Source organism: Duganella violaceipulchra (assembly GCF_019166075.1).
Classification (GTDB): Bacteria; Pseudomonadota; Gammaproteobacteria; order Burkholderiales; family Burkholderiaceae_D; genus Rugamonas; species Rugamonas violaceipulchra.
In genome coordinates this window covers 480,608-499,528 of sequence record NZ_JAHTGR010000004.1, presented here as the reverse complement: position 1 = coordinate 499,528, position 18,921 = coordinate 480,608, and the positions used below count along the sequence as shown (strand labels likewise).

Below are 18,921 nucleotides of genomic sequence, written 5' to 3'. Positions count from 1 at the left end.
CAAGCCAACATCAATTCAGTATCCACTTGTATTGCACCACGGCCCAGACAGGGGTAGCGCTATCTTTCGACGCGGGCGTGAACTTGCAGCTGGTGCTGGCGTGCAGCGAGGCACGGTCGCGCATGCGGTCGCCGCTCGATTCGATTACTTTGGCTTCGCGCACCGAGCCATCGCTGCCTATCAGTACGGCCAGACGCACGGTACCCGTTACTTCATCGTCCCAGGCGCTGCGGTAAGTGGGGACGGCGCACTCGCCCAGCTCAACCCGGGTGGCCGATTCGGCGGCGTTGGCGGTCAACGCGGACGAGCACAGGGCGATGGCGATGGCGATGTTTCGGACTTTGGCTATCATGAGGGGCTCCTGAATGTAAGTTCAAAAAGTGACTGGTACGCCCTCAATATACTGCGCTGCAGCATATACTTAAAATTTATTGTTGGAATATGAGTTATGTATTTTTTGTATATCACGAGGGGGGGGAACTTTGCCGGAACTGACTCTGAAGCTCGCGACGAGTTTCTACATAGGGGGCTACACTTATGATGTCGCCCTGGCAGGTCCCAGGCTCGACGCTTGACGGAGAACGATATGGCATCGATACGCAAGGAAATCGACATTGGCGTCCCACCTGAGCAGCTGTGGGATGCGCTACGCGACGTGGGCGCGCTGCATACTCGGTTGGTGAAGGGCTTCGTCACCGATTGCAAATTGGAGCCGGACGGCGCGGCGCGCACGGTGACCTTTGCCAACGGCATGGTGGTGCGGGAAGTGATTGTCACCGTCAGCGATGAAGACCACCGCGTGGTCTGGTCGGCGGCGGGCGGACGGCTGAGCCATCACAACGCCTCCGCGCAAGTCTTCGGCGAAGGCGCGCACGGCAGCCGGCTGGTGTGGATCGCCGACCTGCGGCCCGACAGCATGGCGCCCGCCGTCGCCGCCATGATAGAGCAGGGGCTGGATGCGATGAAGCGCACCGTCGAGGCACGCTGATCGTGTCAGCACAGTTTGATCTTTAGCGCGTGAGACGGTACAGCAGGATCGCAGTGCGGATAGTGGCGCGTTCGATCGAGGCAATCTCCAGGTCCTCATCGGGCGAATGCGAGCCGTTGCCGGTCGCGCCCAGGCCGTCCAGGCTGTCGAGCAGCGGGGCGACGAACTGCACGCCGGCGCCGCGCTGGCCTGGCGGCAGGGGAGGAATCTCGCCCAGGCCGGCGTCGCTGCTGGCCTGCGAATAGGTCTTCAATATGGCCAGGTTGCCGGCGGTCGGCGACATCGGCGGATACGATTCGTGGAAGCTGATGCTGGCGCTGGTCCCCGGCAGGTTCTGCGCGACGATGGCCTTCATCTTCGCGTGCGCGCGGTCGCGCTGTTCGTAGCTCAGGTAGCGCAAGTCGCCGTGCACGGTGGCGGTGCGCGCGATCACGTTGCCCTTGCCGGCGGCCTGGCCTTTGGTGCCGCTGGCTTCGAGGCTGACGTCGGTGCCGCCCAAAATCAAACCGGGGCTGAAGGTCAGGTCAGGCTCGATCACTTGCTGGCGGAAACCGTCGACGATGCGCGCCGCTTCGTACACCGCGCCGTAACCGGCGCTCTCGGTGAAGATGCCGCTGGAGTGGCCTTGTTTGCCTTTCACTTCCAGATCCCACGACGACGAGGCGCGGCGGCCGATGGTGCCGGTGTCCTTGCCGCTCTTGTCGCGCACCGTGGCTTCGAAGGCCAGTGCGATGTCGCTGCGCTTGGCGGCGGCGACCATGTCGGCGCGCGAGATTTCTATCGGATCGCCGGCGCTTTCCTCGTCTCCGCTGAACATGACAGTGATCGTGGTGTTGTCGAGCGCACCCACGCGCTGCAAGGCGCGCAGCGCTTCGACGATGATCACGTCGCCGCCCTTCATGTCGTTGACGCCCTGGCCGCGCACGCGGGCGCCGTCGCGCTTCCACAGCTGCACCGGGCTGTCTTTTTCAAACACGGTATCCAGATGGCCGATCAGCAGCAGGCGCTTGCCTTGCTTGCCTTCGCGCGTGGCCAGCAGGTGGCCGGCGCGCTTGACGGCGGGCGGCATGTCGATCCAGCGGGTGGTGAAACCCAGCTGGTCGAACTGTTCGCGAAACACCTTGCCGACTTCACGCACGCCCTCATGGTTCATGGTGCCGCTGTTGATGTTCACCGAGCGCTCCAGCAGCTGCAAGCCTTGCTCCGAATGCGCCTTGACCTCGGCGACGATCTTCTGCTCGACCGGCGACAGCGCCGCGGCGCCTGCGCTACTCATTGCCAATACCAGTGCTGCAAACGCGAACGGTTTCAATGCCATGTGGACTCCGGGGTGATCAATCAAGCTTGCGCCGACGCTGGCAGTCCGAAGATGCGGTCGAAGGCCAGGCTGAAGAGAAAGGTATAAAACATAAAGAATAACACCAGCCCCAAGTCCAGCACAAAGGCTTCCCACAGCGAGATGCCCAGCCACCAGGCGAACAGCGGCACCAGGATCACCACCAGGCCGCCTTCGAAGCCCAGCGCGTGCGCGACGCGGCGCATCCAGCTGCGGCCTCGCACCGCCTGGCGCGCTTCCCAGGCTTCGAACATGCCGTTGTAGACGAAGTTCCACACCACCGCGACCAGCGACGAAGCGACGGCGGCGACGCTGGCGTGGCCGGCGTCATGGCCCATCAGCAGAACCAGCACGCTGCTGGTCAGGCCGACGGCGATCAGTTCAAACAGCGACACGTAGACGACTTTGCGTTTCAATCCTTGCATGATGTTTCCTCCTTAATACGATGCGACCATGTTAATAGCAATTTTCTGATTGAAAAAGTCGACAGCTATCAGTTTTTCTGACAGCATGGGGCATGGCTTTCTCCAGCGATAACATCGCCATCTTCCTCGCTGTGCTCGATCACGGTTCTTTTTCCGCAGCGGCGCGGGCGCTGGGGCGGGTGCCGTCGGCCGTCAGCATGGCGATCGCCAACCTGGAAGCGGAACTCGACCTGCAGCTGTTCGACCGCACCTCGCGCGAGGTGCGACCCACCGAATCGGCGCGCGCATTGGAGGCGGAAGCGCGCCAGATGGCCGGCCAACTGCGCCGCTTGCAGGCGCACGCACTGTCGCTGCATCAGGGACTGGAGCGGCGCCTGACGCTGGCCATCGCGCCGGAGCTGCTGTCGGCGCCATGGAGCGATCCATTGGCGCGGCTGGCGGAGGAATTCCCGTCGCTGGAGGTGGACGTGCTGTCGGCCCCGCAGAACGACGCGCTGCGCATGCTGCACGACGGCTCCGCCCAGCTGGCGCTGATCTACGAGCGCCCGCAGATCGACCAGCGCGAAAGCTTCCAGGAGCTGGGCAGCGAGGTGCTGGTGGCGGTGATCTCGCCCCGGCATCCGCAGGCGCGCGAGCGCAATGGCCGGTTCCGGCTGGAGGACCTGATCGACATGCGCCAGATCGCCATCGTCAGCCGCGATGCGCGGATCGAGGACGAGCGCGTGCTCATCTCGCGCAAGCTGTGGCGCACCGACAGCCACCTGGCGACACTGAGCCTGGTGCGCGCCGGCGTCGGCTGGGCCTATCTGCCGCACCGCTTGGCGGCGCCGTTGCTGGATGCCGGCGAGCTGCTGGGCATAGGCTTCGCGCATATGAGCAACCAGGTGCGCCTGTGGGTGGACGTGGTGTGGCTCAACGACCGACCGCTGGGCCTGGGCGCACAGCGCCTGATCGCGCTGATGAAGGACATCGCCGGCCTGGAGGCGCGGCCGACTTAATGCAGCCTTAATCCGCCCGCCGCACAGTAGTGGAAGCTGTTATATTTGCTGTGCAGATTTTTTCATAAAGGATAACCATGCTTCGCCTGAAACTCGCTGTCGCCGCCGTCGCCTTGCTGGCCGGTTCCGCCTTCGCATCGCCCACCGCGCCGAAGAACGGCGCCGAGTACACCACCCTGAAAACGCCGCAACCGGTGCTGGCCGACGGCAAGAAGGTCGAGGTGATCGAGTTCTTCATGTACCACTGCCCGGCGTGCTACGCGCTGGAGCCGGCCATGCTGGCTTGGGTGAAGAAGCAGGGCGACAGCATCGTGTTTCGCCGCATCCACCTGCCGCTGACCGGCGAGAACGATCCGGAAGCGCATATGTTCCTGACGTTGGAGGCGATGAAGCTGGAAGAGTCGCTGCACGCCAAGCTGCTGAGCACCTGGCACGTCGAGCGCCGCCGCCTGAAGAGCGATGCGGACAATCTCGATTGGGCGGTCAAGAACGGCGTCGACAAGGATAAATACCTGGCCATGTATAACTCGTTCTCGGTCATCACCAAACTGAAAAGCGCCGGCCGCGTGGCCAGCACGTATGAAGTCAACAGCACGCCGACGCTGATCGTCAATGGCCGCTACCTGACCAATCCTTCGATGGTGGACACCAGCAATCCAGGCATCCCACGCCCGCAGCTGGACCAGGCCACCTTGCAGGTGCTGGACGCGCTGGTAGCGATGTCGCGCAAATAAGTTGGCCGCCAGCGCCGAATTTGTCGGCTGGATGCGCGAGCAATTCGCGCCTCTCGGCGCGGCCGTGTCGGATGGCGCGTTCTTCGGCGGCCGCGCGTTCACATATCACGGCCTGCAGTTCGCGTGGGTGATGGGCAGCACGCTGTACCTGCGCGTGGGCGACGCTACCCGCGCCGAATTCGAGGCCGAAGGCGCGGCGCCGTTTTCCTACGAGACCAAGAAGGGTACGGTGCTGGTGCGTAAATTCTATACGGCGCCGGAGTTCCTGCTCGACGATCCCGAGCAGATGCTGGTCTGGGCCCGCAAGGCGATCAACGCAGCGGCGTAGGCCAGTCCATTCACGCTGGCGGAAAATGCTCGATGTGGACTTCGCCGCGATGGCCGAAGTAACTGACGTGGCGGCCGGCAATCCACACCATATAGCCGACACAGCCCGCCGCCATCGATAATGCCATGAACTCAGGATAGTGAACCGCGCCGTGCTGCGCGCTGCGAATTGCCTGCACCAGCGCAGCGGCGTCGAACTGCTGCGGGATGATGGCGTCCGGCGCCGGTAGCGCTACGGCGTGGGTGGCGCCGTCCGGCAGGTAGTAGGTGGTATCGCAGCGGCGGTAGTCGGCATGGTATGACTCGATGCCAGCCTGCATCAGCCTGCCGACCAGTGCGCCGAACGACGTCAGGCCCGCATGCGATTCGCGTGCGCATTGTTCGATGGTGTCACGGGTGGATGCTTCCATTTTGCTGCTCCTTATTCGACGGGAATTTCTTTCAGTTGCTGCATGTGGACGATCTGCTGCATCGTCGCGATCAGGTCGGTGCGTAGGCTTGTGCTCAGATGGCCGAAATAGGCGGCGTCGTTCTGGTCGGCCAGCGCCGCCAGCACCGGCACCAGGCGCGAGCCTGCGGACGTCAGCAGGATGGTGCTGGCGCGCCTGTCGCCGGCGGCGGTGGTGCGCTCGACCAGTCCCCTTGCTTGCAATCGGGTGATGATTTTCGATACCGCCCCCTTGGTCATGCCCAGCGCGGTCATCAGCTCGCCCGGCGCGGCGGCTCCGGCGTTGTAGAGCTGGCGCAGCGCCACCCAGTCCGACACAGAGACGCCTTGCGCCTCCACTAGTTTGCGGAAGCTGCCGGAGACATGATTGGATACGTAGCGCAGCCAGAAACCGAGGTGGGCATCGAGTTCGCTGACAGGTGGGCGGTGGGTCTTCATGCGTGCATTTTAGTTTCCGTGGAAACTAATTGCAAGGCAAATTGGAGCCTTCGTCGGCTCCGCGTGTCAGTTGACGGTGAAGCGGGTGGGGATTTCGATGCCGCCGTTGCGCGCGGCTTCGGCGTAGGCTTGCATTTCCTGGATGACGGCGTCGAGCTGTTCCTGGCCTGGGTTGGCCTGGAACATTTTAATGCGCTCGTTCATGAGCGTTACCTGCCTGCTCCAGTCCAGTCGATTCGATTTGCTCATGTCTGCTCCGTGGGTAAAAAAGCAGTATAGAGCAAATGACAAAAATGCACAGCTTCTAACGCAGCACGCCGCGGAAGAACAGGTCCAGCCCTTGCTTGGCGCGGGCCCGCAACTCGTCGACGGTGGGCTGCTGCTCGGTCGGGAACAGCATGCGCACCATGGTGTCGCCCATGATGCAGGCCAGCATATGCACCGCCAGCGTCTCGACCGGCACTTCCGGTCGCAGCTGGGCGCGGATGTCGGGGCGGCTAAAGAAGCGCATCAATTCCTGGCGGGTGCGCAGCGGGCCGGCCTGGTAAAAGGTGTCGGCCAGTTCCGGCGTGGTCCTGGCCTCGGCCACCACCATGCGGTGCAGGCTGGCGAAGGCGGGCGCCGTCACCAGCTCCAGGAAACGCAGCGCGAAATCATCCATCACTTCCCGGAACGGCCGCACGTCCGCTTCCATATCCGTCATGCCGGCGAAGAAATGCGCGCGGCCGTTGGTGATGACGGCGTTCAGCAGCCCGGCCTTGCCGCCAAACTTGACATAGATGGTGCGCACGGCGACATGGGCCTCGCGGGCGATCATTTCCAGGCTGACCTTGCTGTAGCCCTTTTCCAGGAACAATCTGGCCGCCGTGTGCAGCAGCGACTGCAGGCGGGCTTCCTTGTCGGCCGCGCGCGGACGGCCGGCCGACTTGCCGTAGCAGGGCGAGTCGGGAGAGTCATTGGCGGCGTCATCCGGGCAATCCGGGTCGTCCAGGGCGGCGGCGTTGGCGGTAATCTTCATGGGCTGACATGGTAATGGATGCGGACATCGTAGTCCAAAATAAAATGAAATGCAATCGTTTCATTTCTTGACTTTGCCGAAATTCGGGCTAATAATGCACTTCTCCCATTTCATTTATTTGGAGCTGCACATGTCCACTCAGCACAACCAAGAACAAAAAGTGCTCAGCGCCGTACCGGCTGCCCAGCCTGCGTCGCCCGCCGCCGCCGCTGCGCCGGCCGGCCCGGCCAAGTCCAATACCCGCGTGCTGGTGATCGCCGCCGTCGTCGCGCTGGCCGCCCTGGCCGCCGGTGGCCGCATGTGGTATCGCAGCCATTATTTCGTCGAGACGGAAAACGCCTATGTGGCCGGCCATGTGCATCCGGTATCGGCCCGCATCGCCGGCGTGGTCACCAAGGTGCTGATCGACGACAATCAGATCGTCAAGGAAGGCGATGTCATCGCCGAACTCGATCCGTTCGACCAGCACGTGAAGGTCGAGCAGATCCAGGCGCAGATCGCCACCGCCGAACAGCAAGTGGCGCAGTCGGACGCGCAGATCGCCCAGACCCAGGCCCAGGCCAGTGCCGCCGCCGCCCAGGTGGCGCAGTCGGAAGCGCAGCTGGTGCGCGCCAAGCAGGATGCCGAACGATACGGCCAGTTGTATAACAGCCAGATGAAGGCCGTCTCGAAAGCGGAGTTGGATAGCGCCGTCGCCGGCCGCGCCAGCGCCGTGGCCGACCTGGCCGCCCGCAAGGACAACGCCGTCGCCGCCAAGGCCCAGATCAGCGCCGCCCATTCGGCGCGCGACGTGCTCAAGGCGCAGGTCAACGTGCTGCGCGTGCAATTGAAGGACGCCCAGCAGCAGCTGGCGTACAACCGCATCCTGGCGCCAGTGGGCGGCCGTATCGGCAAGCGCAGCATCGAAGTCGGCCAGCGCGTGACGGCCGGCCAGCAACTGACCGCCATCGTGCAGGAAAACGTCTGGCTGACCGCCAACTTCAAGGAAACCCAATTGGCCGACCTGAAGCCGGGCCAGGAAGTAAAAGTCTCCATCGACGCGATTCCGGGCCATGAACTGGTCGGCAAGGTCGACAGCTTCGCGCCGGCTTCCGGCGCCCAGTTCGCGCTGCTGCCGGCCGATAACGCCACCGGCAACTTCACCAAGATCGTCCAGCGCGTGCCGGTCAAGATCACCTTCAAGCCGGAGGATGTCAAGGCCCTGAGCGGCCGTCTGGTGCCGGGCATGTCGGCGATCGCCGAAGTGGCCGTCAATCAGCCTGAAGCCAAAGCCGCGCACTAAGGAGCCCTGTCATGGCTAGCACCACAATCGATACGCCGGCCGGCGGCGTGGGGAAACCTGCGCTCGCGCCTATCATGCCGGGCGAGAAGGTCTCCGGCCGCACCTGGATGGCGGTGGCCGCCGGCATGCTGGGCGCCTTCATGGCGGTGCTCGACATCCAGATCACCAACTCGTCGCTCAAGGACATCCTCGGCACCTTGTCCGCCACGCAGGAAGAGGGCTCGTGGATCGCCACCGCCTACCTGGTGGCGGAGATCATCGTCATTCCGATGACGGCCCTGCTGACCCGCGTGTTCGGCATGCGCGCCTACATGATGGGCACCACCGCGCTGTTCCTCGGCTTCTCCACGCTGTGCGGCTTCGCCTGGAACCTGCCAAGCATGATCGTGTTCCGCATGCTGCAGGGCTTCACCGGCGGCGCGCTGATCCCGATGGCGATGACGCTGGTGATGAGCAAACTGCCGCCGTCCAAGCGCGCCACCGGCATGGCCATCTTCGGCCTGACGGCGACGCTGGCGCCGGCGATGGGCCCGACCTTCGGCGGCTATCTGAGCGAGCTGTATGGCTGGCCGTCGATCTTCTACATCAACTGGGTGCCGGGCGTGCTGCTGATCGGCGGTATCGCCATTGGCCTGGACAAGGAAAAGGTCCAGCTCAAGCAGCTGTTCAACGCCGACTGGCTGGGCATCGCCTTCATGGCGCTGGGCCTGGGCAGCCTGACCATCTTCCTGGAAGAGGGCAACAGCAAGGACTGGTTCGATTCGTCCTTCATCATCACCTTCGCGGCGATGGCCATCATCGGCCTGCTGGGCTGGATGGTGACCGGGTCGACGCGCAAGCAGCCCTTTGTCAACCTGGGGCTCTATGGTCAGCGCAACTTCTTCGCCGCCACCGCGCTGTCGATGGCGATGGGCATGGGGCTGTACGGTTCCTCGTTCCTGCTGCCGCTGTACTTGGGCCAGATCGCCGGCTACTCGCCGATGCAGATCGGTGAAGTCATCATGTGGGTCGGCCTGCCGCAGCTGTTCATCATGCCGTTCGTGGCCAAGCTGTCGTCCAAGGTCGACAACCGCATCCTGTGTTCCTTCGGCCTGCTGCTGTTCGGCGGCTCCTGCCTGATGAACGCCTACATGGACGCCACCACCGGCTACGACCAGCTGCTGCTGTCGCAGGTGGTGCGGGCGCTGGGCCAGCCGTTCGTGATGCTGACCTTGTCGAACTTTGCGATGAACGGCATCTCGCCGAAAGACATGCCGTCGGCATCGAGCCTGATCAACATGACCCGCAACCTGGGCGGTTCGATCGGTATCGCGCTGCTGGCCACCGCGCTGACGTCGCGCGAGCATTTCCACTCGCAGCGCATCGGTGAATCGGTGACCGGCTTCGCGGCCGCCACGCAGGACCGCCTGGCCGCGCTGACGCAGTCGTTCATGAGCAAGGGCTTCGACGCCACCAGCGCCGGCGACATGGCGCTCAAGGCGATCGACGGCATCGTGCGGCGCGAGGCTTATGTGATGGCCTATAACGACGGTTTCTTCCTGGTCGCGATGGTGCTGTTTGGTTGCATCGGCGTGCTGTGGTTCTCGGACAAGGTCAAAGCCCCTTCGGCTGGCGGTGGCGGCGGCGCGCACTAAGCGTCGGTCTTCAATCAAATTTTAAGTGAGGTAACACCATGTTGAATTCAGCTTTGAAGCGCCTGACGCTCGCTGTTTCCGTAACGCTGGCCGTCACCGGCTGCGCCACCGTCGGCAGCGATTTCTCCGCGCCGAAGAACGTCGCCGACGCGTCGTTCCGCCACCTGCCGCAAGCCGGCGCCAGCGAGGCGCATCTGCCTGCCCAGTGGTGGACCGTGTTCAACGACGACACCTTGAACCGCCTGGAACAAACCGCGTTGCGCGACAACCCGAGCATCAAGGCCGCCGCGCAGCGGCTGGTGATCGCGCTGGAGCAGGCCGGCGTGTCGCGCTCCAGCCAGCAGCCGTCGCTGAGCGTCAGCACCTCTGTGTCGAACTCGCGCACCTCGGCCGAGACCTCGCAGGGGCTGGCGCTGGGCGGCCGTTCGATCAAGGGTAACAACTACGCGGTGGGCGCCGCACTGTCGTATGAGGTCGACCTGCTGGGCCGCGTGCGCCGCCTGGTCGAAGCTTCCGATGCGCAGGCATTGGTGGCCGAGGCCGACCGCGACGGCGTGCTGTTGCTGCTGTCGTCGCAGCTGGCCACCACCTACTGGCAGCTGCGCGGCCTGGACGCCGAGATGGCGATCCTGAACGGCGCGCTGGACACCCGCCGCGAAACGGAAGATCTGGTGACGGCGCGCTTCAACGCCGGCCTGTCGAATGAGCTGGACGTGTCGCGCGCCCGCATCGAGCGCGCCAACGCGCAAGCCGACCTGCATGAGGTGCAGCGCCAGCGCAATCTGCTGGAACACAGCCTGGCGACGCTGGTCGGCGCTTCGCCTTCGTCGCTGTTGACGGCGGCGAAGGCGAATGCCGCCGTGCTGCCGCAACCGCCGGCGATTCCGGTCGGCCTGCCTGCCAGCCTGCTGGCGCAGCGTCCGGACTTGGCGGGCAGCGTGGCCAACCTGCGTTCGACCAACGCGCAGATCGGCGTGGCCGAAGGCGCCTTCTATCCTTCGCTGACGTTGACCAGCAATTTCGGCTACGCGTCGGAGAGCCTGAAGGAACTGGGCAAGGGCGGTTCGCGCCAGTTCAGCATTGGTCCACTGGCGCTGTCGCTGCCGATCTTCGACGGTGGCCGCAACAAGGCCAACCTGGCCATTTCGAAAGCGCGCTATGAAGAGGCGATCGCCAATCACGAGACCAAGCTGTTGACGGCCCTGCGTGAAGTGGAAGACGCATTGTCGGACGTGCAGGAGCGCCAGTTGCAGGGCGAGGCTCAGTCGGCCTCGCAAGTGGCGGCGGCGCGCGGCTACCTGGTGGCGCGTGCGCGCTACGAGCGCGGCGTGTCGACCTACCTGGACGTGACCGATGCGCAGCGCAGCGCGCTGGCGGCCGACCGCGCGGCGGTGCAGATCAACACCCAGCGCCTGCTGGCTGCGGTGTCGGTGGCGCGCGCCTTGGGCGCGGGCTGGCAGCCGTCGGCGCAACTGGCGACGGTGGCGCGGAACGGCGCGATCAAGCCGCTGGCGCAGTAAAGCTTTTCCGCCCGGCGCAATGCCGGGCGTTTGTCCCTACGCGGAAGAGGCCAGCGGCAGTGCTGCCGCTGGCCCGAAGCGTTCCACGATGAAGTCGATGAAGGTGGTCAGCTTGGGCGTGGCCCTGCGGTCGCGCTGGTAGACCAGATGCATCGGCCGCGCCGGCGGCAGGTAGTCGCATAGCACCGGCACCAGACGTCCGGCGGCGATGTCCTGCGCCAGCAGCACCTCGGCCTGCATCACGATACCGAAATCCTTGAGCGCGGCCATGCGCAGCGCCTGGCCGCTATTGGTGCGGAAGCGGCTGGCCGGCAATTCTCGCTTGCCGCGCACGTCGTGTACCGATTGCAGGCGCCAGCGCACACCCACCGTCCCCACCATGAAGTCCAGGCATTCGTGCCGCGCCAGATCGTCCGGCGTGAGCGGCGTACCGTGCTTTTTCAGGTAGGCCGGCGAGGCGCAGATCGACATCGCGTAGTTGAACAGCGGGCGCGCGATCATGCCGGAATCGTCCAGGGGGCCGATGCGCACGGCGGCGTCGTAGCCTTCCTCCACCATGTCGACCATGCGGTCGTTGAGGTTCAGGTCCACGCCCACTTCGGGATGCAGGCGCAGGTAGTCGCTGATCGCGGGCGCCAGCCATTCGCTGCCGAAGGAGACCGGCGCGGTGATGCGCAGCCGTCCGCGTGGCACGCTGCGCATCGCTTCGGCGCCGGTTTCGGCGGCGGCGATCTGCGCCAGGATGGCGCGGCACTGTTCGACATACTGGGCGCCGATTTCCGTCAGGCTTTGGCGGCGCGTGGTGCGCGTCAGCAGGCGCGCACCCAAGGTGGCCTCCAGATGGGCGATGTGCTTGCCGACCATGACGGCGGAGAGCTGGAAGGCGCTGGCGGCGGCCGTGAAATTGCCGGCGTCGACGACGGCGACGAAGATCTCCATGCTGCGCAGCTTGTCCATGTTATTGCTAATCGTGGGTTAGTAATGATCGTCATGTTAGCTCATTTATTCCTTTGGCGTTGTGGCCGATACTGGTGTTTTCACTCACAGGGAGAACAGCATGAAAGTAGTCGTCATCGGTGCGGCCGGCACGGTCGGCAAGGCAGTTGTCGAGCAACTGGGCCAGCGGCACGAGATCGTTACGGTCGGCGCCTCCAGCGGGCAGTATCAGGCGGACATCGCCGATATCGCCCAGGTGCGCGCCTTGTTCGCCAAGATCGGCCGCGTGGACGCGGTGGTGGTGGCGGCCGGTTCGCTGCACTTCGCGCCGCTCGCCGGCTTCACGCCGGAGCAGTTTTATGTGGGCCTGAACAGCAAGTTGATGGGGCAGGTCAATGTGGCGCTGGTGGCGCAGGAATACCTGAACGACGGCGGTTCGATCACGCTCACCAGCGGCATCGTGGCCGACGAGCCGATCCGCAACGGCGTCAGCGCCACCATGGTCAATTCGGCCGTCGAAGGCTTTGCGCGGGCGGCGGCGATCGAGCTGCCGCGCGGCTTGCGCATCAACGCCGTCAGCCCGACGGTGCTGGAGGAATCGATGGGCAGCTACGGGCCGTTCTTCATCGGCTTCGAGCCGCTGCCGGCGCACCGTGTGGCGCTGGCGTATGCGCGCAGCGTCGACGGCGCGCAGACCGGGCAGGTCTACCGCGCATGGGGAGCGTCGGCGTGAAGGTGCTCGTGATCGGCGGCACCGGGACCATCGGCAGCGCGGTGGTCGAGCAGCTGGGGCAGCGGCATGAGATCGTGGTGGTCGGCGCGGGCGGCGGGCAGCATCAGGTCGATATCGAAGACATCGCGCAGGTACGGGCTTTGTTCGACAAGGTTGGCCGCGTCGATGCGGTGGTGGTGGCCGCTGGCGCGCTGCATGTGGGGCCGTTCGCCGAGCTGACGCCGGAACATTTTCATGTGGGCCTGAACGGCAAGTTAATGGGGCAGGTCAACGTGGCGCTGGTGGCGCAGGAGTTCCTTAACGACGGCGGTTCGATCACGCTGACCAGCGGCGTCGATACCGAGCATCCGATACGCGGAGCGGTGGCGGCATCGACGGCCAATGCGGCGGTGCAGGGATTTGTGCGGGCCGCCGCGATCGAGCTGCCGCGCGGTTTGCGCATCAATGCGGTCAGCCCGACGGTGTTGCAGGAGTCCGTGCATTTGTTCGGCGACCTGTTCACCGGCTTTGAGCCGATCAAGGGCAGCCGCGCCGCCTTGTCATATGCGCGCAGCGTCGATGGCGCTCAAACGGGACAGGTATATCGGGCCTGGTAGTGGGGAAGGAGTGGCATCCGTTGTACTACAATGCGGATCTCACTCCACCCTGAGGTTCGAATGAAAAAAATACTGCTCCCTCTGGCCCTGGCTATCGCCTGCGCCTCCGCATATGCCGCACCGGCCAGCGTGACCGATCTGGACAAGATGACCAAGCGCTTCGCGCCGGTCGCCTTGACCGCCGACAGCAGCCAGCTCTCGGCCGGCGACAAGAAGGCCATCGCCAAGCTGATCGAGGCGGCCAAGATCATCGACGTGCTGCAACTGCGCCAGCGCTGGTCCGGCAACGAAGCGCTGTGGTCCGCTCTGCAGAAGGATCAAACGCCGCTGGGCAAGGCGCGCCTGAACTACTTCTGGCTCAACAAAGGTCCGTGGTCGATCCTGGACGACCATCTAAGCTTCCTGCCGGCCGAACTGTCGGGCATCGCCATCCCGGCCAAGAAGCCGGAAGCCGGCAACTTCTATCCCGAAGGCGCGAGCAAGCAGGCGCTGGAAAGCTGGATGAACACGCTGCCTGCCAAGGACAAGGAGCAGGCGCAATGGTTCTTCACCACCATCCGCAAGAACGCGGCGGGGCAGTTCTCCATCGTCAAATATTCGGACGAGTACAAGCCGGAGCTGGAGAAGGCCGCCGCACTGCTCAAGCAAGCCGCTGCCGACACCGACAACGCCTCGCTGAAGAAGTTTCTGCAACTGCGCGCCGGCGCCTTCCTGAGCAACGACTACCTGGCCTCCGACTTCGCCTGGATGGATCTGGATGCGCCGGTCGACATCACCATCGGTCCATACGAAACCTATAACGATGAGCTGTTCGGCTACAAGGCCGCGTTCGAGGCCTACGTCAACATCCGCGACCAGAAGGAAACGCAGAAGCTGGACTTCTTCGCCAAGCACATGCAGGAGCTGGAAGACAACCTGCCGCTGGACGCCAAGTACCGCAACCCGAAAGTCGGCGCCCTCGCGCCAATGGTGGTGGTCAACCAGGTGTACGGCGCCGGCGACGGCAACATGGGCGTGCAGACGGCCGCCTACAACCTGCCGAACGACGAGCGCATCATCAGCCAGCGCGGCTCCAAGCGCGTGATGCTGAAGAACGTGCAGCAAGCCAAATTCAAGTCCACGCTGACGCCGATCTCCAAGCTGGTGCTGAAGCCGGCCGACCAGAAGGATGTTGACTTCGACTCCTTCTTCACCCACATCCTGGCGCATGAAATCACCCACGGCCTGGGCCCGCACATCACCAAAAACAATGGCGCCGAATCGACGCCGCGCCAGGACTTGAAGGAAGCCTATTCGACCATCGAAGAAGCCAAGGCCGACATCACCGGCCTGTACGCGCTGGCCTACATGATGGACAAGGGCCAGCTGGCCGGCACGCTGGGACAGGGCGCGATTGCGGAGCGCAAGCTGTACACCACCTTCCTGGCCTCGGCCTTCCGCACGCTGCACTTCGGCCTGACCGATTCGCACGCGCGCGGCATGGCGATCCAGATGAACTACATCCTCGACAAGGGCGGCTTCATCTCGCACGGCGACGGCACGTTCGCGGTGGACTACAAGAAGATCAAGCAGGCCGTGATCGACCTGGACCGCGAGTTCCTGACCATCGAAGCGAGCGGCGACTACGCCCGCGCCAAGGACATGATGGCCAAGTACGTGGTGATCCGTCCGGACGTGCAAAAGGCGCTGGACAAGATGAAGACGGTGCCGAACGACATCCGTCCTGAGTTCAAGACCGCCAACACGCTGCTGGGCAAATAAACCACGGGGGTCAAGTCTGACATTCGGACACGGCCTCTGCCTTAGCGGCCGCTACGGCAGAGGCCGTGTCCGAATGTCAGACTTGACCCCAGGCCGTTTTAAAACCTCAATCATTCAACTTTTTCTACGTAGAAATAATCTGTTGTAGAACCTGCTTGATGGCAATAAATATTGCCCGCACCATGCTACAGTTTGATCATGATGATCAAGCGCGCCTTATTCCTGCTGCTCCTGTCGTCCGCCGGCCTGGCCTCCGCCGCCCAGCTGACCGATATGGAAACCCGCTGGCTCACCGCCGGTTCGGCCGTGCTGGGCTACGCCAAGCAGGAGCTCAAGCTGCCGATCGATATCACCGTGCAACCGCAGGCCAGACCCACCGATGTGCCGCTGGCGCTGGGCTTCCAGGACGGCCGCTGCAAGCTGGTGCTGTCGATGCGCGGCAACGCCAATGCTGAAGATGTGCTCGCCGGCGTGCCCGCCGAGCAGCAGGCGCTGATGATCGAAGCCATGGTGGCGCACGAGATCGGCCATTGCTGGCGTTATGCGCAGGGCGTGTGGCACGTGCTGCCGGCCGGCTTTGAAGAACCCTCCCAGCCGGCGCTGGAGCAAGCCCAAGCGCTGCGCCTGACCCGGCGCGAGGAAGGCTTTGCCGACCTGGTCGCGCTGGCCTGGACCCAGCATCGCCATCCACAGCAATACACCGCCGTCGCCGCCTGGATGCGCCAGGTGCGCCAGCCGGCGTCCGCCGCCGGTTCGCACGGCACGCTGGCCTGGCTGCGACTGGCGCCCTCCGGCGCCGCCTTCAATCCCGCCCAGCCCCTGTTCGAGCAGGCCGCCAGCTTGTGGCGCCAGGGCTTGCTGCGCGACGAATAGCCCCACGGGCCAATTCCGCAACTGTGTACGTTCCCGCACAGAGCCTGGGCGCTGGCGGGCGTTTAATGTGTCCATCAACCACCACAAAGGGACACATCATGAATAAAATTCTGCTCTTCGTCATGGCCACGGCCGCCAGCGCCAGCTTCGCCGCCTCCATGCCCAATGACGACACGGTGGCCTACAAGGCCACGACCAAGCAGGCCGAGATCGACTACAAGAGCGCCAAGGCGGCTTGTGGTGGCCAATCGGGCACCGCCAAGGATATCTGCGTCGAGCAGGCCAAGGTGACCCGCGCCAACACCGAGGCGAACGCCGTCATGCAGTACAAGAACGATAAGCGTTCGGTGCAAAAAGCCGAGACCGAGGTGGCGGACGCCAATTACAACCTGGCCAAGGCCAAATGCGCGCCCATGACCGGCGCCGACAAGGACAGCTGCCTCGATAGCGCCAAGTCGGTCCATGTGGCCGCCATCAATGACGCCAAGGCCGGCAAGAAAATGGCCGACACCGCCCAGACCGGCATCGATTGCAGCACCATGACCGGCACCGACAAGGTTTCCTGCGAAACCAGGCAGAAGAGCGCGATGGCCAAGGACACCGTGGCCGATTCCGTGATCACCACCAAGGTCAAGACTGAATTGCTGGCCGAGCCCGCACTGAAATCGCTGGACGTGCACGTGGAAACCACCAACGGCACCGTCATGCTGAGCGGCTTCGTGCCCTCGCAGGCGGAAGTGGACAAGGCGGTCGACGTGGCCCGCAATGTCGAGGGCGTGAACAAGGTGCAGAGCTCGCTGCGCATCAAGTAAGCTGCTCCCGCCGGCCGCCAGGCCGCCAGGGACCGCCGGCCAGCGGTCCCTTTTTTTGCTTGCATTCATTATGATCGTCATTTAAAATCGGTGCAAGCGTGCCTTCCGTGCGCACCGACTATGCGAGGACCGTCATGTTCGCCCTACCGTTATCCCGCTGGCTGCAACGCCGCGGCCTGCACTTTTCCTGGGTGATCGTCGCCATCACCTTCCTCACCGGACTCAGTTCTTCGGCCGCGCTGGGCTTGCCGGGCGCGCTGCTGCAGCCGCTGGCCAGGGAATTCGGCTGGGATGTCGAGCAGATCTCGTCGGCGCTGGCGGTGCGCTTCGTGCTGTTCGGCCTGATGGGGCCGTTCGCCGCCATCCTGATGGAGCGTTTCGGCCTGCGCAACGTCGTCGTCACCGCGCTGACCCTGGTCGCCAGCGGCCTGGCGCTGGCCACGCAAATGACGCAGTTCTGGCAACTGGTGCTGTTCTGGGGCGTCATGCTCGGCGTCGGTTCCGGCATGACCGCGCTGGTGCTCAGCGCCGTCGTTTCCACCCGCTGGTTCGACAGCCACCGCGGCCTGGTGGTGGGCATGCTGACGGCCGCCTCGGCCACCGGCCAGCTGGTGTTCCTGCCGATCGGCGCCTGGCTGATCGAGCACTACGGCTGGCGCACGGCGGTGATCCCGGTGCTGCTGGCGTGCGCGCTGGTGGCGCTGCTGGTGTTGCTGCTGATGCGCAACCGGCCCAACGAAGTCGGCCTGGCCCCATACGGCGCGCCGGAAGGTACGCCGGTCGCGCCGCTGGCGCCGCCGATGCGTATCACCTTCGCCACGCCGTTCAAGGTGCTGGCCGGGGTCGCCAACAACCGGGTGTTCTGGATACTGTTCGGCACCTTCTTCATCTGCGGCCTCAGCACCAACGGCCTGATCCAGACGCACTTCATCTCGCTGTGCGGCGACGCCGGCCTGTCGGCGGTGCCGGCCGCCTCGGTGCTGGCGATGATGGGCGCCTTCGACCTGGTCGGCACCATCGCCTCCGGCTGGCTGTCGGACCGCTACGACAACCGCAAGCTGCTGTGCATGTACTACGGCTTGCGCGGGCTGTCGCTGTTCTGGCTGCCGTATTCGGAATTCACCTTGTACGGGCTGTCGCTGTTCGCCATGTTCTACGGCCTGGACTGGATCGCCACCGTGCCGCCGACGGTGCGGCTGGCCGGCGCCACGTTTGGCAAGGAACAGGCCGGCATGGTGTTCGGCTGGGTGTTCGCCGGCCACCAGCTGGGCGCCGCCGTGGCTGCGTATGGCGCCGGCCGCGTGCGCACCCTGATGCTGACCTACAACCCGGCGCTGTTTGCCGCCGGCGCCGCCTGCCTGGTGGCGGCCGGCGTCATCCTGCTGATCCGCAAGCCGGCGGTGGTGGCGGCCGCGAGCGCCGCCGAGGCGGCCAAGGCCGCCTGAGGGGAGGGCGTCAGCCCATCGCCAGCAGCGCGATGGCCACGACCACGCCGGCAAACCACACCACGGTGCGCAACGCATCGACATTGGCCAGGTACAGGCCGATGTAGGCCAGCCGCAGGCCGATAAAGCCCAGCGCCAGCAGGTCGACGCGCGCCTGGTCGGCGTGCGCCTGCTGCGCCAGCACCACCGCCGCGATGAACAGCGGCAGGCTCTCGAAGCCGTTCATCTGCGCCGCGTTGGCGCGCGCCTGCCAGCCGCTGAGCCCGGCCGCCCACTCGCGCGGCTGCTTGTTGTTGTAGCGTCCGCCGCCCGACGGCAGTCTGGCCGACGCCAGCTTCGCCAGCCCGACCGTCGCAGTCGGTAGCAGGCAGGCCGCCAAAACACACCAATTTGCAATCGTCATCCCTGCTCCTGTTAAGTTGTTGATGGAAAGACATGTTACACGGCTCAGGCACCGCGTCACCATCTCTTTGAATCTCCAAACGTTGAGTGGCGCCAATAACAGTAGCCTGGTTTCAACTAGATTCAGACAAGCTCTGCAATAACTGTCATAAACCGTAACAAATATCAATGAAATGGTATAAAAATAAATATTTTTACAACAATATTGCTTCATA

22 protein-coding genes are annotated in these 18,921 nt (G+C 64.3%); 13 read left to right on the top strand and 9 right to left on the bottom strand.

Going from position 1 to position 18,921, the window contains the following annotated elements; all coding sequences use genetic code 11:
* Positions 1 to 10: 10 nt before the first annotated feature.
* Positions 11 to 352 (bottom strand): TonB family protein, encoded by a 342-nt coding sequence (locus KVP70_RS10775; protein WP_217942141.1) that lies wholly within the window; start codon positions 350 to 352, stop codon positions 11 to 13.
* 234 nt (positions 353 to 586) lie between these two features.
* Here KVP70_RS10775 and KVP70_RS10770 point away from each other — a divergent pair, with 234 nt between their 5' ends.
* Positions 587 to 988: an SRPBCC family protein gene (locus tag KVP70_RS10770; RefSeq protein ID WP_229224726.1), complete on the top strand. Its 402-nt coding sequence runs from the start codon at positions 587 to 589 to the stop codon at positions 986 to 988.
* Positions 989 to 1,010: 22 nt separating this feature from the next.
* Here the strand turns inward: KVP70_RS10770 and KVP70_RS10765 are convergent, their stop codons facing one another.
* Complete coding sequence (locus KVP70_RS10765) at positions 1,011 to 2,306, bottom strand: M20/M25/M40 family metallo-hydrolase (protein WP_217942139.1); 1,296 nt, start codon at positions 2,304 to 2,306, stop codon at positions 1,011 to 1,013.
* 20 nt (positions 2,307 to 2,326) lie between these two features.
* Positions 2,327 to 2,749 carry a PACE efflux transporter gene (locus KVP70_RS10760; protein WP_217942138.1) on the bottom strand — a complete coding sequence of 141 codons (423 nt, stop codon included), beginning with the start codon at positions 2,747 to 2,749 and terminating at the stop codon, positions 2,327 to 2,329.
* Positions 2,750 to 2,841: 92 nt separating this feature from the next.
* Between KVP70_RS10760 and KVP70_RS10755 the strand changes: the two genes are divergently transcribed.
* The 3 genes from KVP70_RS10755 (at position 2,842) to KVP70_RS10745 (ending at position 4,809) form a co-directional block, all read left to right on the top strand.
* Positions 2,842 to 3,747 carry a LysR family transcriptional regulator gene (locus KVP70_RS10755; protein ID WP_217942137.1) on the top strand — a complete coding sequence of 302 codons (906 nt, stop codon included), beginning with the start codon at positions 2,842 to 2,844 and terminating at the stop codon, positions 3,745 to 3,747.
* Positions 3,748 to 3,824: 77 nt separating this feature from the next.
* Complete coding sequence (locus KVP70_RS10750; RefSeq protein ID WP_217942136.1) at positions 3,825 to 4,481, top strand: thiol:disulfide interchange protein DsbA/DsbL; 657 nt, start codon at positions 3,825 to 3,827, stop codon at positions 4,479 to 4,481.
* Position 4,482: 1 nt separating this feature from the next.
* Positions 4,483 to 4,809, top strand: a complete 327-nt coding sequence (locus KVP70_RS10745) for a TfoX/Sxy family protein (protein WP_229224725.1) — start codon at positions 4,483 to 4,485, stop codon at positions 4,807 to 4,809.
* A gap of 10 nt (positions 4,810 to 4,819) precedes the next feature.
* Here KVP70_RS10745 and KVP70_RS10740 read toward each other — a convergent pair whose 3' ends face one another.
* The 4 genes from KVP70_RS10740 to KVP70_RS10725 form a co-directional block, all read right to left on the bottom strand.
* Positions 4,820 to 5,218 carry a DUF1398 domain-containing protein gene (locus KVP70_RS10740; RefSeq protein ID WP_217942135.1) on the bottom strand — a complete coding sequence of 133 codons (399 nt, stop codon included), beginning with the start codon at positions 5,216 to 5,218 and terminating at the stop codon, positions 4,820 to 4,822.
* Between the two features lie 11 nt (positions 5,219 to 5,229).
* On the bottom strand, positions 5,230 to 5,694 hold the full coding sequence (locus tag KVP70_RS10735; RefSeq protein ID WP_217942134.1) for a MarR family winged helix-turn-helix transcriptional regulator: 465 nt from the start codon (positions 5,692 to 5,694) through the stop codon (positions 5,230 to 5,232).
* 66 nt (positions 5,695 to 5,760) lie between these two features.
* A complete protein-coding gene (locus KVP70_RS10730) occupies positions 5,761 to 5,943 on the bottom strand; it encodes a hypothetical protein (protein ID WP_147328111.1) in 183 nt (60 codons plus the stop codon).
* A 55-nt stretch (positions 5,944 to 5,998) separates the two neighbouring features.
* Positions 5,999 to 6,712, bottom strand: coding sequence for a TetR/AcrR family transcriptional regulator (locus KVP70_RS10725; protein ID WP_217942133.1), 714 nt, complete (start codon positions 6,710 to 6,712; stop codon positions 5,999 to 6,001).
* 130 nt (positions 6,713 to 6,842) lie between these two features.
* Here KVP70_RS10725 and KVP70_RS10720 point away from each other — a divergent pair, with 130 nt between their 5' ends.
* From KVP70_RS10720 to KVP70_RS10710, 3 genes are read left to right on the top strand one after another with little or no spacing between them, the layout of a single operon-like run.
* A complete protein-coding gene (locus KVP70_RS10720) occupies positions 6,843 to 7,994 on the top strand; it encodes an HlyD family secretion protein (RefSeq protein ID WP_217942132.1) in 1,152 nt (383 codons plus the stop codon).
* A gap of 11 nt (positions 7,995 to 8,005) precedes the next feature.
* Complete coding sequence (locus KVP70_RS10715) at positions 8,006 to 9,628, top strand: DHA2 family efflux MFS transporter permease subunit (protein ID WP_217942131.1); 1,623 nt, start codon at positions 8,006 to 8,008, stop codon at positions 9,626 to 9,628.
* A 38-nt stretch (positions 9,629 to 9,666) separates the two neighbouring features.
* The gene (locus tag KVP70_RS10710) at positions 9,667 to 11,148 is read left to right on the top strand and encodes an efflux transporter outer membrane subunit (RefSeq protein WP_217942130.1); all 1,482 of its coding nucleotides are present in this window, start codon (positions 9,667 to 9,669) and stop codon (positions 11,146 to 11,148) included.
* A gap of 36 nt (positions 11,149 to 11,184) precedes the next feature.
* Here the strand turns inward: KVP70_RS10710 and KVP70_RS10705 are convergent, their stop codons facing one another.
* Complete coding sequence (locus KVP70_RS10705) at positions 11,185 to 12,105, bottom strand: LysR family transcriptional regulator (protein WP_217942129.1); 921 nt, start codon at positions 12,103 to 12,105, stop codon at positions 11,185 to 11,187.
* A 100-nt stretch (positions 12,106 to 12,205) separates the two neighbouring features.
* On the opposite strand from KVP70_RS10705, the gene KVP70_RS10700 reads away from it, so the two are divergent.
* The 6 genes from KVP70_RS10700 to KVP70_RS10675 all read left to right on the top strand — a co-directional run bounded on the left by KVP70_RS10700 (position 12,206) and on the right by KVP70_RS10675 (position 18,304).
* Positions 12,206 to 12,817: a short chain dehydrogenase gene (locus KVP70_RS10700; RefSeq protein WP_217942128.1), complete on the top strand. Its 612-nt coding sequence runs from the start codon at positions 12,206 to 12,208 to the stop codon at positions 12,815 to 12,817.
* Positions 12,814 to 13,413, top strand: a complete 600-nt coding sequence (locus KVP70_RS10695; protein WP_262311742.1) for a short chain dehydrogenase — start codon at positions 12,814 to 12,816, stop codon at positions 13,411 to 13,413. The genes KVP70_RS10700 and KVP70_RS10695 overlap by 4 nt, the downstream gene beginning before the upstream one ends.
* A gap of 60 nt (positions 13,414 to 13,473) precedes the next feature.
* Positions 13,474 to 15,174, top strand: a complete 1,701-nt coding sequence (locus KVP70_RS10690; protein ID WP_217942126.1) for a DUF8614 domain-containing protein — start codon at positions 13,474 to 13,476, stop codon at positions 15,172 to 15,174.
* 198 nt (positions 15,175 to 15,372) lie between these two features.
* The gene (locus KVP70_RS10685) at positions 15,373 to 16,047 is read left to right on the top strand and encodes a hypothetical protein (RefSeq protein ID WP_307730273.1); all 675 of its coding nucleotides are present in this window, start codon (positions 15,373 to 15,375) and stop codon (positions 16,045 to 16,047) included.
* A gap of 98 nt (positions 16,048 to 16,145) precedes the next feature.
* Complete coding sequence (locus KVP70_RS10680) at positions 16,146 to 16,859, top strand: BON domain-containing protein (RefSeq protein ID WP_217942125.1); 714 nt, start codon at positions 16,146 to 16,148, stop codon at positions 16,857 to 16,859.
* A 134-nt stretch (positions 16,860 to 16,993) separates the two neighbouring features.
* Positions 16,994 to 18,304 (top strand): MFS transporter, encoded by a 1,311-nt coding sequence (locus KVP70_RS10675; protein WP_217942124.1) that lies wholly within the window; start codon positions 16,994 to 16,996, stop codon positions 18,302 to 18,304.
* Between the two features lie 10 nt (positions 18,305 to 18,314).
* Here KVP70_RS10675 and KVP70_RS10670 read toward each other — a convergent pair whose 3' ends face one another.
* Positions 18,315 to 18,707: an MAPEG family protein gene (locus KVP70_RS10670; protein WP_217942123.1), complete on the bottom strand. Its 393-nt coding sequence runs from the start codon at positions 18,705 to 18,707 to the stop codon at positions 18,315 to 18,317.
* Positions 18,708 to 18,921: the final 214 nt, after the last annotated feature.

Coding starts and splice junctions, on each gene's coding strand:
- KVP70_RS10775 (WP_217942141.1), bottom strand. CDS start 352: ATGATAGCCAAAGTCCGAAACATCGCCATCGCCATCGCCCTGTGCTCG.
- KVP70_RS10770 (WP_229224726.1), top strand. CDS start 587: ATGGCATCGATACGCAAGGAAATCGACATTGGCGTCCCACCTGAGCAG.
- KVP70_RS10765 (WP_217942139.1), bottom strand. CDS start 2,306: ATGGCATTGAAACCGTTCGCGTTTGCAGCACTGGTATTGGCAATGAGT.
- KVP70_RS10760 (WP_217942138.1), bottom strand. CDS start 2,749: ATGCAAGGATTGAAACGCAAAGTCGTCTACGTGTCGCTGTTTGAACTG.
- KVP70_RS10755 (WP_217942137.1), top strand. CDS start 2,842: ATGGCTTTCTCCAGCGATAACATCGCCATCTTCCTCGCTGTGCTCGAT.
- KVP70_RS10750 (WP_217942136.1), top strand. CDS start 3,825: ATGCTTCGCCTGAAACTCGCTGTCGCCGCCGTCGCCTTGCTGGCCGGT.
- KVP70_RS10740 (WP_217942135.1), bottom strand. CDS start 5,218: ATGGAAGCATCCACCCGTGACACCATCGAACAATGCGCACGCGAATCG.
- KVP70_RS10735 (WP_217942134.1), bottom strand. CDS start 5,694: ATGAAGACCCACCGCCCACCTGTCAGCGAACTCGATGCCCACCTCGGT.
- KVP70_RS10730 (WP_147328111.1), bottom strand. CDS start 5,943: ATGAGCAAATCGAATCGACTGGACTGGAGCAGGCAGGTAACGCTCATG.
- KVP70_RS10725 (WP_217942133.1), bottom strand. CDS start 6,712: ATGAAGATTACCGCCAACGCCGCCGCCCTGGACGACCCGGATTGCCCG.
- KVP70_RS10720 (WP_217942132.1), top strand. CDS start 6,843: ATGTCCACTCAGCACAACCAAGAACAAAAAGTGCTCAGCGCCGTACCG.
- KVP70_RS10715 (WP_217942131.1), top strand. CDS start 8,006: ATGGCTAGCACCACAATCGATACGCCGGCCGGCGGCGTGGGGAAACCT.
- KVP70_RS10710 (WP_217942130.1), top strand. CDS start 9,667: ATGTTGAATTCAGCTTTGAAGCGCCTGACGCTCGCTGTTTCCGTAACG.
- KVP70_RS10705 (WP_217942129.1), bottom strand. CDS start 12,105: ATGGACAAGCTGCGCAGCATGGAGATCTTCGTCGCCGTCGTCGACGCC.
- KVP70_RS10700 (WP_217942128.1), top strand. CDS start 12,206: ATGAAAGTAGTCGTCATCGGTGCGGCCGGCACGGTCGGCAAGGCAGTT.
- KVP70_RS10690 (WP_217942126.1), top strand. CDS start 13,474: ATGAAAAAAATACTGCTCCCTCTGGCCCTGGCTATCGCCTGCGCCTCC.
- KVP70_RS10685 (WP_307730273.1), top strand. CDS start 15,373: ATGATGATCAAGCGCGCCTTATTCCTGCTGCTCCTGTCGTCCGCCGGC.
- KVP70_RS10680 (WP_217942125.1), top strand. CDS start 16,146: ATGAATAAAATTCTGCTCTTCGTCATGGCCACGGCCGCCAGCGCCAGC.
- KVP70_RS10675 (WP_217942124.1), top strand. CDS start 16,994: ATGTTCGCCCTACCGTTATCCCGCTGGCTGCAACGCCGCGGCCTGCAC.
- KVP70_RS10670 (WP_217942123.1), bottom strand. CDS start 18,707: ATGACGATTGCAAATTGGTGTGTTTTGGCGGCCTGCCTGCTACCGACT.